The sequence below is a fragment of the Paenarthrobacter sp. NPDC089322 genome, from assembly GCF_040684895.1.
Classification (GTDB): domain Bacteria; phylum Actinomycetota; class Actinomycetes; order Actinomycetales; family Micrococcaceae; genus Arthrobacter.
The window spans coordinates 1-12590 of the sequence record NZ_JBFBGW010000036.1 but is presented as its reverse complement, the minus strand read 5'-3'; the positions used below and the strand labels follow the sequence as shown (position 1 = coordinate 12590).

The 12590-nt window shown below is 63.0% G+C and carries 11 protein-coding genes; all 11 read right to left on the bottom strand.

The annotated features are described in order from the left end of the window. The coding region (locus AB0N65_RS20460) for a hypothetical protein (RefSeq protein ID WP_364166061.1) at nucleotides 1–128 on the bottom strand (128 nt) is incomplete at its 3' end. 173 nt (nucleotides 129–301) lie between these two features. Next, a complete protein-coding gene (locus AB0N65_RS20455) occupies nucleotides 302–1108 on the bottom strand; it encodes an IclR family transcriptional regulator (protein ID WP_364166058.1) in 807 nt (268 codons plus the stop codon). Between the two features lie 153 nt (nucleotides 1109–1261). Beyond that, a complete protein-coding gene (locus AB0N65_RS20450; RefSeq protein ID WP_364166055.1) occupies nucleotides 1262–2857 on the bottom strand; it encodes an ABC transporter ATP-binding protein in 1596 nt (531 codons plus the stop codon). Then, the gene (locus AB0N65_RS20445) at nucleotides 2850–3695 is read right to left on the bottom strand and encodes an ABC transporter permease (RefSeq protein WP_364166052.1); all 846 of its coding nucleotides are present in this window, start codon (nucleotides 3693–3695) and stop codon (nucleotides 2850–2852) included. Before AB0N65_RS20445 ends, AB0N65_RS20450 begins: the two co-directional genes overlap by 8 nt. After that, nucleotides 3679–4620 (bottom strand): ABC transporter permease, encoded by a 942-nt coding sequence (locus tag AB0N65_RS20440; protein ID WP_364166050.1) that lies wholly within the window; start codon nucleotides 4618–4620, stop codon nucleotides 3679–3681. The genes AB0N65_RS20445 and AB0N65_RS20440 overlap by 17 nt, the downstream gene beginning before the upstream one ends. Nucleotides 4621–4650: 30 nt before the next feature. Continuing rightward, entirely contained in the window at nucleotides 4651–6198 is a 1548-nt protein-coding gene (locus tag AB0N65_RS20435) for an ABC transporter substrate-binding protein (protein WP_364166047.1), read from the bottom strand. 210 nt (nucleotides 6199–6408) lie between these two features. After that, on the bottom strand, nucleotides 6409–7392 hold the full coding sequence (locus AB0N65_RS20430; protein WP_364166044.1) for a D-2-hydroxyacid dehydrogenase: 984 nt from the start codon (nucleotides 7390–7392) through the stop codon (nucleotides 6409–6411). Further along, on the bottom strand, nucleotides 7389–8522 hold the full coding sequence (locus AB0N65_RS20425) for a tartrate dehydrogenase (protein WP_364166041.1): 1134 nt from the start codon (nucleotides 8520–8522) through the stop codon (nucleotides 7389–7391). The genes AB0N65_RS20430 and AB0N65_RS20425 overlap by 4 nt, the downstream gene beginning before the upstream one ends. Next, on the bottom strand, nucleotides 8519–10069 hold the full coding sequence (locus AB0N65_RS20420) for an aldehyde dehydrogenase family protein (protein ID WP_364166038.1): 1551 nt from the start codon (nucleotides 10067–10069) through the stop codon (nucleotides 8519–8521). The genes AB0N65_RS20425 and AB0N65_RS20420 overlap by 4 nt, the downstream gene beginning before the upstream one ends. Before the next feature lie 18 nt (nucleotides 10070–10087). Further along, on the bottom strand, nucleotides 10088–11365 hold the full coding sequence (locus AB0N65_RS20415; RefSeq protein ID WP_364166036.1) for an FAD-binding oxidoreductase: 1278 nt from the start codon (nucleotides 11363–11365) through the stop codon (nucleotides 10088–10090). Between the two features lie 25 nt (nucleotides 11366–11390). Then, a complete protein-coding gene (locus AB0N65_RS20410; RefSeq protein WP_364166033.1) occupies nucleotides 11391–12065 on the bottom strand; it encodes a haloacid dehalogenase type II in 675 nt (224 codons plus the stop codon). Nucleotides 12066–12590 lie beyond the last annotated feature (525 nt).

Genomic DNA, 12590 nt, shown 5'->3' with positions numbered 1-12590 from the left:
ACCTCCGGATCCAGATTGTTCATCAACATCCGCAACGGCGCCTCGGTCTGCCACGACTTAGCGGTCAACTCCGTACCCCGGGCAGCCTTGACCGGGCGGGCTCCTGTAGTGAAATCGGCGGGTGCCATGGTGGCTCCTTCGTCTCGTGGAAAGTGTGTGGTGAAAGATCTTCTGTATCCAGTAGAGCCCCTTTCCGGGGCTTCAGGAACGGCTTTTCAGCCGGTGCTGTCCGGGATTACAGACGCACACGGGCGCCTGCACACGCCTGGTACCCGTTCAACGAAAAGGTGTGTCGGCGGGACTAGCCCGCGGGCCGTCCGTGGATCCGGACCGACAGTTCGTCCGCCGCCTTCCGGATCCGCGCGGCGAGGACCGGCCATTGCTCGGCCGGCACTTTGTCCTCCAAAAACGTCACGGCGACTGCCGCCGTCGGCCATCCAACATGGTCTGTCACAGCGGCGGCGATGGAGCCGAATCCCGGGGTGATTTCGCCGTTTTCCGTGGCGTAGCCACGCTGCCGCACCTGGTCGAGGTGGGACGACAAGGCGGAGTACTTCATGATCGGGAACTCCACCTCGTGCCGGGAGGTAAAGGCCGCGGCGTTCGGATAGAGCGCGCGGACCTGTGACTTCGGCAGCGCGGCCAGAATGGCGCGCCCGCTCGCGGTGAGGTGGCTGGGCAGGCGGACGCCGACGTCGGTCACCAGGCTCGGGCGGTTCTTGGCCCGTTCCTCCACGATGTAGAGAACGTCGCGGCCATGGAGCACGGCCAGGTGTGCGCTTTCGCCGATGGCATCCACGAGCGAGGCGAGCATGGGGCGGCCCAGGCGGGACAAGGGCTCCTGCCGGGAATATGCCGAACTGAGCTCGAACGCGCTGATGCCCAGGCCATAGCGCTGCTCCTCGTGAAGGTGGAGCACAAAGCCGTTCGCTTCCATCACGCCGAGCAAGTGGTAAACGCTGGACCGCGGCAAACCAAGCGCCGTGGCGATGTTCGACGCTGCCATGGGACCGCGACGGGATGCCAATAATTTGAGGATCCGCAACGTGTTTTCAGCTGCCGGGACTTTTGACGTGGCTTTGCCGGGTGCCAAGGACGTGGTGGTCATCATGCCTCGTTGCTAGGGGGTGGAATGAGACCCTTCAAGACTGCAGGGAGAGCGTCTGTCCGGTATCCCGTACTCAAGGATGCACCCCGCGGGGCTTTCCTGCCTACCCACGACGGCGAACACACGTCTGGAATACCAGACGCGCGCACACGTCTATGACCTGATTTTCTTGAGATGCAGTCCCCGGCACGGTATCGCGGCCGAAACGAGGTCCTTGCTGTGCTCATGCTGAGGTTCGGCGAAGAACTTATGGGTATCGGTCAGCTCCACGAGGCGGCCCTGGAACAGAACAGCCACGCGCTGGCACATGTGGCGCACCACATCCATGTCATGCGTGATCATCACCAGGGAGAGCCCCCTGTCCCGGTGCAGGCGCTGCAGCAGGTCAAGAATGGTCCGCTGGGTCAGGGCGTCCAAGGCGGAGGTGGCTTCGTCGCAGATGAGTACTTCGGGTTCCATCAGCAATGCCCTCGCGATGGTGAGGCGCTGCAATTGGCCACCGGAACATTCCCCTGGCCGCCTGTCCAATATGGACGGTTCAAGCTCCACTTCCTCCATGGCGGCGGCCAACCGAAGATAGCGTTCGGCCGCAGTGAGCGTCGCGGTCAGTATCCCGGACTTACGAAGCGGGGCCTCAAGGCTGGCGCGAAGCGTCATGCGGGGGTCGAAGGAGTCATGCGGTTCCTGGAACACCAGCTGGACCGCTGTTGGGCTGCTTAACCCACCCGCAGCGAGCGACCGGGTGATACTGCCGCCGCTAATGCCCTCCAAGCCCACGATTGCGCGGGCCAAGGTGCTCTTTCCCGACCCCGATTGGCCGAGGACACCCAGGATCTCGCCCTGTTTCACATCGAGTGTGATGGTGTCCAATGCCGGCCGGCCGCGACGCCTCCCCTTCCCGAAGTGCTTGACAACGTTCGTCAGGGTCAGGACTTCGCGCTCCCGGGGCCGGGTGTCGGTAATACCCGTTGGCAGGAGATTGGATGCCTCCAGGAGCCTTTGCGTGTAGGTGCTCTGTGGGTTGCCTAGGACGGTCTCGGTGGTTCCGGACTCCAGGATCTTCCCTTTGTGCATTACCAGGACACGGTCCGCGAATGCGGCTACGGAGGCAAGGTTGTGCGTGATGTAAAGGATGCCCAGCCCGCGCTGGCTTCGCTCACGGTCGAGCAAGCCAAGAATCTGGCTTTCCAGGACCTTGTCCAACGCCGAAGTCGGTTCGTCGGCGAGCAGAATCTCCGGCTGGCCGGCCAACGCCATGGCCGTCATGGCCCGTTGCGCCATACCTCCGGAAAGCTGGTGCGGGTAGGCCCGCGCGCCCCACTCGGGATCTTCGAAGCCCACCTCGGCAAGCAGCTCTACTACTTTCAATTCGGCGGCCTTGCCCCGGAGGCCGCCATGCAGTTTCAGGGGTTCCTTCACATGGTTGCGGATGGTCCTGTTCGGGTTGAACATCTTCTTGGGTTGCTGGAAGAGCATCCCAAGCCGGCCGCCCCTGATCCGGTTCAGTTCCGCCTCCGGCGCCTTGGATATGTCCAGTGACCCGAGCCGGATGGAACCGGACTCCATGCGCAGTGGATGGGGCAGCAGCTGCAGGACGGTCCGGGCTGTCATCGTCTTGCCGGACCCCGAGCCGCCCACGAGGGCCACGAACTCGCCTGGCTGAACTGTGAGGCTGACTCCCGAGAGGACGGGGCGTTGAGAGGCGGCGGTGCTGCCGACGGTCAGGTCCTCAATGACGAGCTCAGGCATGCTGGCCCTCCACCACGAGGATGTCCACGGGATCAGCTGCCCGCCGGGACGCCCGTTGCCCGATCAGCGTCACGCAGAGGGCCACGAGGAAGATAGCGAGCCCCGGGGCGATGATTCCCCACGGTGCCCGCTCTGCGTACGGTTGGGCAGCTGCCAGCATGGAGCCCCAGTCGGACTGCGGCGGCTGGACGCCGAGCCCCAAGTAGGACAACGCCCCGACGCTGATGAGAAGGTGGCCGAACCGGAGCGTCGCCTGCCCCAGCATCGGCGCCGCCAGATGCGGAAGGATATGGCGGAAGACGATGAACGACGGCGAACACCCGACCACGCGCGCCGCTTCAACAAAACCGCGGGCAGACACGTCGTACGCGAGCGTCCGCGCAAGTCGTGCAAAGGGAGTCCAGCCCGTGACGGTGAGCGCCACAAGCAACGAGGTAAACCCGGTGCCCATCGCAGCAACGATGAACAGGGCCACCACCATCTCCGGCAAGGCGAGCAGGACGTCATTGGTCCGTGTGAAGAACTCGTCCAACCAGCCCCTCCGACGGGCGCTGACAACACCGATCACCAGGCCAAGGACTCCAGTGAGCACAGTAGCCAGGGCCGCCACCACCAAGGAGAAGCGACCGCCGTCGAGCAAGCGGCTGAGCGTGTCCCGCCCGAGATGGTCCGTGCCTAGCCAGTGGGCGGCGCTTGGCGGCGCAAGCCGGGCCGCCAGGTTCTGTTCGTGCGGCGGGAAGGGCGCCAACCAGGGCGCGGCCGCTATGGCGGCCACGATCAGGACAAGAATGACGACGGCGGCCCTGTCGATTGCTGAACGGTTAAGCAAGGGTGCCACCCACCTTGGGACTGAGAATTCGATGGACAAAGTCCGCGAGCGTAGTGATGGTCACTGCCAGTGCCACAACCACCACGACGCCGCCTTGCGCCAACGGGATATCGCTGTTGACGACGGCGTCGTACAGCAGGCGCCCCATGCCGGGGACTGCGAAAATCACCTCGACGATGACCGAGCCGCCAAGCAGACCCGCGAACCAAACCGCGAAGAGTGTCGACAACGGGACCAGCCCGTTGGGAACCACGTGCCGTACTACGGTCTGCACGCGGCTGAGGCCCCGGGCCCTGGCTGCCGGAATGTGTTCCGCTTCAAGGGCCTCGATCATCCCGGAGCGCACGGCAGACGTGAAGAAGCTGATCGGCCGCAGTGCCAGTGTTGCCGCCGGCAGGACGACGGACGATGCGGTGTTCCACCCGGCAGAGGGCAGCACAGACAACTTGAGGGCGAAGACCAGCACCAGGAGCGGGGCCAACCAATATTCCGGCATGGCGATAAATGACTGGGTGATCGTGGTGATGAGTTTGTCTGTCTTGCCGCCCTGCCTCAGGGCGGCCGCAATTCCCAGCGGCAGCGAGACCAGCGCTGCGATGCCCAAAGCCACCACTACCAGGCTGAACGTGACCCCCAGCGCGGGCATCACTTGGTCAACCACGGGGGTCCGGCTGATGTGCGAAAGACCCATGTCGCCGGAGAAGAAGTCTCCCAGCCAGCGCAGGTACTGGACCGGAAGGGGATCGTGCAGGCCCAGGCTCTCGCTCAGTGCCTGAACCGCGGAGTCGTCCACGATGTCCCCGGCGACGCGCGAGCGAATGATCTTAAGGACAGGATCGCCGGGCGTCACGTAGGGAATAAGGAAAACAGCGAAGGACGACAGCAGGACGGCGGCCACGAGGGTCGCCGTCCGCTTCGCAAGGAACGTCATCATGCGGGTCGGTTCGTAGGGCCCGGATTGCTGCTAGGAACCGGACTTGGCTGTCTGCGCCGTGAGCACGTAGCGGGACAGCGGGTCCTGAACGTAGGACATCACGTTGCTGCGGACGGCGTCCGTCGCCTGTTCATTGACCAGCCACAGGTTGACGGCTTCCGAATCCAGGATTTCACCGGCCTGGGCGTACAGCTTGTACCGTTCCTCGGTGTTGGAGGTCTGGGCCGCCTGGGTGATGAGCTTGTCGTACTCCTCGTTGCAGAAGTGGCTGAGGTTGTACGTGCCCTTGCACGTGTAGTCCGCGGTCAGGAAGCCGATCGGATCTGCGATGTCGATCAACCGGTTCCGCTGGCTGAGGATCATGTCGTAGTTGCCGGCGAAGACGTCAGGCTCTGCGGAAGCATACTCCTTCGCCTGGATGGTCACGGGAACGCCGATGCTCTTCAGGTTGTCCTGGATCACCGTGGCTACGTCGGCGAATTCCGCACGCTCCACGATCGCGATGATTTCCAAAGGCCGGTCCGCAGTGTAGCCGGCATCGGCCAGGAGCTTTTTGGCCTCTTCGACGTCCTGCTTGGGTGCCTTTGCTTCGCCCGGCGCCCAAGGCTCGGACGGTGCGAACGGTCCGGCCGCGGGAAGGGCAGCACCCTCGTAAACGCTGGCCGCCAAGGCCTCAAGGTCAAGAGCCGATCGCAGGGCCTTGCGGAAGTCAACGTTGTTGAAGGGAGCCCGGCCGTTGTTCATGTACAGCGTGGCAGTGCGTGGGGAGTCAGCTTTGACGACCGAGACTTCGGGGGCGCCCTGCAGGGAGGACAGAGCGGAGGCAGGGATGGAGAGGGAAATGTCCGCCTCTCCTGTCTGGACCTGCGCCGCGCGGGTGGCGCCGTTGGTGATGAAGCGGACCTCGGCGCCAGCCAGTTGCACCTTCCCGCCCCAGTAGTTCTCGTTGCGGTCCAGGGTCAGGGACTGCTTGGCCTTCTCAGAGACGGGCACGAACGGTCCGGTGCAGTGGCCAAAGGGATTCACGGTTTCGCCTTTGAAGGCGGCTGGCGCGAGGATGCCGGTGTTGACACTCGCCAGGCGGAAGGGCACCAAGGCGCTCTCCACGGGAGTGGCCACCCGTACGGTCTTGGCATCGGTTGCCTTCACGCTGCTGACGGTGCTGGGACCGAACGCGCGGGCAGGCACTTTGGCCTTGAGAACGGAGTTCAGCGACGCGGCAACGGATTCTGCCGTGAGGTCGGTTCCGTCCTGGAACTTGACTCCATCACGGATAGTGAAGTCCCACTCAAGCGGGGAAACCTGCTTCCATTCCGTTGCAAGGAACGGAACAACCTTGCCTTGGGCAGAGTCGTACTTGGTCAGCGTTTCGAGGCAGCCGGACAGCGAAAGGATGTAGGCCGAGTCGGACTCCAGGGCCCAGTTGGCCACGGGAGTGCGGAAGTTGTCCACGACGATGCGCTGGTTGGTATCTGCCACTTTTTCAGTGGAGGCAGTCTGGCCGCCGCTCAGGCCGCAACCGGTAAGGGTGAGGAGGGCGGCAAGTCCTACCGCTGTGGATCCGCTGAATTTGCGCAAAGGTACCGCCTGTGTGAGTGCCCGAACGGGAGGGCACGAGGAATTGTTGACAATTTAGGTTAGGCTAACCTGCTCAACAACCGGAAATTGGGCGCCAGCGCGACTGTAATAATGTGCCGGGCACCACGAAAAAACCGCCACCCTCGTCCGGCGTGCCGTACGAGGGTGGCGGTGGGGTCATCAGGAGATGGCTGCGCCCGAGGCGTGCGTTCAGGTGCCCGGGACGAAACCGAGCTGCTTGTCCACGATGTTCTCCAGTCGTTCGCCTTTGCTGTAGCGGCGAAGATTTTCCACGAAGAGCTTGCCCAGGTCATCGAGGTAGTCCACGGTGTCGCCACACATGTGAGGCGTGATGATCACGTTCTCCAGAGCCCACAGTGGATGACCTGCAGGCAAGGGTTCCGGGTGCACCACATCGAGTGCGGCGCCCGCAATGGCCCCTGTGGTGAGGGCATTCACAAGGGCGTCGGTGTCCACGAGTTCCCCGCGTCCCACGTTGATCAGCCCCGCAGTGGATTTCATCGCGTCAAGCACCTCCGCGTCCACCAAGCCTTTGGTATCCGCAGTCAGCGGCGCTGCGAGCACCACGTAGTCATAGTCCTGGACCACGGAATCCAGGGAGCTGGAAGCATGGACTGTGCCGAAGTCAGCATCCCCGCCACGTGCGCTCCTGCCTGCGCCGTCCACATCCATGCCCACGGCCTGGAAAAGCGAAGCAACTTCGCGCCCAATGGAGCCGGTCCCCACCACAAGGGCGGACTGACCCTGGATTTTGCGGGTGGTCCTATGCTGCCAACGCTGGGCTTGCTGCAGCCTGAAGGAGGCCTGGGCGTCCTTGGCCATGTCCAGCACGAACCCGAGCGCGAACTCCGCAATAGCCCGTGAGAGCACCCCCCGGGAATTCGTATAAGTCACATCGCTTGCAACGAGCTCGTCAAACATCAACTGGCTCACCCCCGCCGCGGACACGTGCACCCACCGCAGCGACGAGGCCGCGGCCCAGTTCTCCCGTAGTGCCGGGGAGAACGAATGCCACTGATACAAAACATCCGCACCGTCCAGCGCCTCGGCCAGGCCGTCGGCCTTGGTAAGGCGCACGTCCGCGAGTTCCTGCACTTCCGCCAGCCGCGGCGGAAGTGCCTCGCGGTACAAGGCTGCTACAACGGGCCGCTTCCGCCCGTTGGAGAGACTCACGACGCCGGTGCTGCCGCTGGCTTACCGGCAGGGCTCGCGTCGATCGCGGTGACGGCGTCGATGACATCGATCGCAGCCAGGACCGCGGCGGTGAACTCCGTGGTCGTGGACGGGCCGCCGACATCGCGGGTGCCAAGGCCTTCACGCAGCACGGACTCGAACGCGGTCTGCAGGTGCGCAGCGGCTTCGGGGTGGCCGAGGTGGTCAAGCATCATCGCCCCGGACCAGATCTGCCCCACCGGGTTGGCCAGGTTCTTGCCTGCGATATCCGGTGCCGATCCGTGGACCGGTTCGAACAGGGACGGGAAATCCCCTTCCGGGTTCAGGTTTGCGCTAGGAGCCAGGCCGATGGAACCGGTCACGGAACTGCCGAGGTCGGACAGGATGTCGCCCAGGAGGTTCGAAGCGACGATCACATCCAAGGTCCAGGGCTTCAGGACCAAGTGCGCGGCAAGCGCATCCACGAGTTCATGAGTGACAGTCACTCCCGGGTACTTCGCCACGGTCTCGGCCACTACTTCATCCCAGAACGGCATCGTGTGGATGATGCCGTTGCTCTTCGTCGCCGACGTCAGCCGCCCGGTGCGCGCTGCGGCCAGGGAAGCTGCGTAGTTCGCTGCCCGGGAAACCCCAAGCCGGGTGAAAATGGTTTCCTGCACCGCGGTCTCGTGCGGGAGGCCACGGTAAGCGCGGCCTCCGACCTCCGAGTATTCGCCCTCGTTGTTCTCGCGGACGATGAGGATATCGATCGGTTCCTTGGACGCCAATGGCGAGGCAACGCCGTCGAGCGTTTTCACCGGACGCAAGTTGATGTACTGCCGGAATTCACGACGGATCGGAATCAACAACCCCCACAGGGACTCCGTGTCCGGAACCTCGGGGGAACCCACGGCGCCAAGGAAAACCGCATCGTGCCGGGCCAACTGCTCCAGGCCGTCCACGGGCATCATCCGACCATGCTGGAGGTAGTACTCCGAACCCCAATCAAAGTAAGTGAACTCAAGATCGATCGAATGCAGCTCTGCGATCCGCTCGAGGCAGGCGATGGCGGCAGGAACGACTTCAACGCCGATCCCATCCCCCGCGATTACCGCGATCCTGTGCTTGACGTTCAGTTCAGGTGTGCTCATGCTGTTGTCCGTTCGGTGGTGCCGGCCAGCTGCTGCCAGCCGGCGCCTGCTGTGGTGAGGTTGATGATGGTGTTCTTGGGTTCGGTCATTTCCCGCACTGCGTGTTTGACGCCTTCCCGGCCGACCCCGGATTTCTTGAAACCACCAAAGGGCATGGAATCGATTCGTACGTCGCTGGTTTCGTTGATCACCACAGCACCCACGTGCAGTTTCTCCGCGACCGCCAGCGCCAGATCCAGGGACTGGGTGAAAATCCCGGCCTGCAGCCCATACTCGGTGTTGTTGGCGGCGAGGATCGCGTCCTGGATGTCGATGAACGGCAGGACACTGACCACAGGCCCGAACACTTCTTCCCCAATAACCCGGCACTGGGCCGGAACGTCGGTCAGGACGGTCGGCTCGTAGAACGCTCCACGACGCTGACCTCCCACCTGGACCGTCGCCCCGGCGGCCCGGGCTTCTTCAACCCATTCCTCTACCCGGCGGGCTTCGGTCTCCGTGATCAGGGGACCAACATCGGTGCCACGGTCCAGTTTGGGGCCGGTCCGCAACGCGCGCGTGCCCGCCACCACCCGTTCCAGGACGTCATCAAACACCGAAATATGCGCATAGACCCGCTGCACGGACAGGCAATTCTGCCCTGCCACACCAAACGCACCGGCCACGACGGCTTCGGCCGCCTTCACCGGATCTGCGTCAGCGCAGATGATGGTGGCGTTGTTCCCGCCGAGTTCGGACAGGATCTTCTTCGCACCGGCAGCGGCAGCGATCCGATCCGCCGTCGCGGGTCCGCCGGTAAAGGAAATCAGGTCTACCTGCGGGTCGGTGACAAGGGCCTCTGACACGCCCGGTCCGGCAACGACGGCGGCAATCCGCCCCGTCGGAACGCCCGCCTCAAGCAGCAACCCGACGAGCGCGAGTCCCGTCAGCGGCGTGCGGCCGGACGGCTTAAGTACGACGCCGTTGCCTCCTATGAGTGCCGGCCCCAGCTTATGCGCGACCAGGTTCAGCGGATCGTTGAACGGCGTGATCGCCGCGACAATACCCACCGGCTTCCGGCTGTACCAGCCGATTTTGCCGGCCCCGGCCATGCTGTCGTCAAAACCCAGCGTCTCTCCGGCAAGTTCCCCGGACGCAGCGGCCGAGAGCCGCAGCGTCTCTACGCACCGTGCAACCTCACGCTCAGCCTCACGGATGGTCTTGCTGCTCTCCGCCGCGATGATGTTCGCAAAGCGTTCGGACTGCTCGCCCAAAAGCACAGCAGCTTTCTCCAGTGCGGCTCGACGGGCGCGCAGCGGCCAACCATCCTCCAGCAGATGCCGGTGAATATGGGCAACCGCTGCACGCACCTGCTGGGGACTGGATGTGCAGACGTTGCCCAGCAGGACACCATCCTCCGGGTCCCGCACCTCAAGCGTCAACTCGGATTTCTGCCATGCCCCCTCAAGAAACGCTCCGCCGGGGAGGCTGGCAAACCGGGCACGCCTGTAGGCGGTGTCTTCGAGCGATTTTGGGCGCGCTTCAGTCACGGATGTGTGTGAGGGCATGGGAAAGCCTTACCTGATCTACTTGACTCGGTCGATGATTTTTGCGGCTGCACCGATGAACGGCAGGAACCAGGGCGGGCCAAAGTGACCCGGGACGGGCGGATTCTTCAATCCCTCCCAGACGTTGGCGCTCTTGTCTCCGGACATGTAGTGCGCCATCCGCTTACCCATGTGCGCGGCCATCTGCACGCCGTGCCCGCTGTAGCACAGCGAAAAGTAGAGCCCGTCATGGACACCCGCGTGGACCATCTGGTCCATGGACAGGTCCACCAGCCCACCCCAGATATAGTCCACCTTGGTGTTGGACAAATAGGGGAAGAGCTCAAGCATCGCCTTGCGCAGGATCTCAGCGCTCTTGACGTCCGAGTCCGGGCTGGACAGGGCAAACCGGGCCCGCCCGCCGAACAGCAGACGGTTGTCCGGGGTGATGCGGAAGTAGTACGTCAGCATCTTGGAGTCCGACGCCTGCCGGCGGTTGGGCAGGATGCGGTTGACGACTTCTTCCGGCAAGGGTTCGGTGCAGATGATGAAACTGCCCACGGGGATCACGCGGCGCTGCAGCCAGGAAGTGACGGCACCGGTGTATCCGCTGGTTGCCACCAGGACCTGCTTGGCCCGGGTAATCCCGCGGGTGGTGTGCACGTCGTGGACCGTACCGGAAACCTTCTTCAGTTCCGTGACGCCCGCGTTCTCACAGATCAGTGCACCGGCATCGTGGGCAGCCTTGGCGAGCCCGTGGACGAACTTGCCCACATGCAGGCCGGCACCCATCGGGTCCAGCATGGCTCCCTGGTAGAAGTCCGTGCCGATTTCGCTGTGGATTTCGGACTTGGGGATGACCTTGACATGGTGGTCGGCAAGCTTGGCCAGGAGCTCCTGGGACTTCAGGAATCCGTCGTAGTGGGACTTGTGGAACGCCAGTGAGAGCTTCCCGAAGCGTTTGTAGTCGCAATCGATGGCGTTGTCGTGGACGAGCTTTTCGATGGTGTCGATGGCGTCGTTGTACTCGCGGAACATCTCAACGGCCCGTGGGCCGCCGTAGCGCTTGACCGCGGTGCTGAAGCTGATGGCCAACCCTGTCGTCGCCATTCCGCCGTTTCGGCCGGAGGCACCCCACCCCACGGTATGGCGTTCGAAGACAGCAACGCTGGCGCCTTGCTTGGCAAATTCCAAGGCTGCGGACAGCCCGGTGAAGCCGGCGCCGATGATGGCGACATCGACGTTCTCGGGCACTGGAGTGTTTCGGTAGTCGCCGGATGCCTCAGCGGTGTCCAGCCAGTAAGGTACGAGTTTCATGGTTGACCTTTCGTCTCAGGACTGATTAGAGACCGAGGTGCTTGTTGAGTTCATCCAAGGACTTAACAGTGAACAGGTTGTAGCCCTCGGTGATGGGGTCGTAGCCGCGGTCCAGCATGACGAGGTTCCGGAAGCCCATGTCGTGCATCGGATGCATGTCGTACCGCGTGTGCGAGGAGACGTGCAGGAAGTCTTCCGGCTTGGCGTTGAGGGTGTCCAGCATGTACTCAAAAGCCTGGTAGCGCGGCTTGTATGCCTGGGCCTGTTCAGCGGTGTAGACGGCGTGGAAGTCCGCACCGAGCTTCGGAATGCTGATATCGAGGAAGCTGGTGTCTGCGTTGGACAGTGCCACCAGCTTGTAGTTGTCACCCATCAGCTTCAGGGGGGCGGGCACGTCCTCGTGGGCAACCCAGCCGCGGACAGCTTCGGCGAACGCCGCACCGGCACCAGGGGTCGGGCCGATGCCCCATCGCTTGCAGACACGGTCGAAGGAATCCTGAAGGATGTCTTCGTAGGGCTTGTAGTCACCGAGAACCTCGTCGAAGCGGTATCCACGGAACTGCTTCTTGAACGTCGGCCACTGCTCTTCCGAGATGCGGCCATCAAGCAGTCGGCGGGTAGTGGGGTCGATGTCGAAGTTGATCAGGGTGCCGTAGACATCGAAGGAGATGTACTTCGGACGGAAGTTGGTCTCTGCCATGGTGATTTCCGTTCTTTCCGGGAGATGGAAGCGGGTTGGCCCCGCGGTTATGGAGGTGTCGCCAGAGCGGAACTGCGCCGGGAATATGGTGCGGCAAGCTCGTGTGGCGGCGCCCGGTAAAACGACTCTAAGACCCATAATTGTCAATTGTCAACAGTTGTGCAGTAGTTATTCAGAACCATTCTCAAGCGAAAACCTCGCGTTAAAGTTTCTGTAAATTGTTGACAATCTACTGTTCGAGGGGTTCCATTGCTGTAGGTGCCGGAGAGATGCGGATCACAAACATTTAGTTTCGGGATCCATAAGGCAGAGTTCCACGTCTCCCCGGCAACAACTCCCACCCCATAGCTAGAACCCTCGAAGGGAAGCACTATGAAGACTCGAGTCAAGGCACAAACCACGGCGGCAGGAATTGCCATGCTGCTTGCATTGAGCGCATGCGGCGGCGCCGCGAGCAGCCAGTCCCCCGACTCAGCGGGCACCAACAACACCACGGATATTTCCGAGGGTGTCCAGCCTGATGCT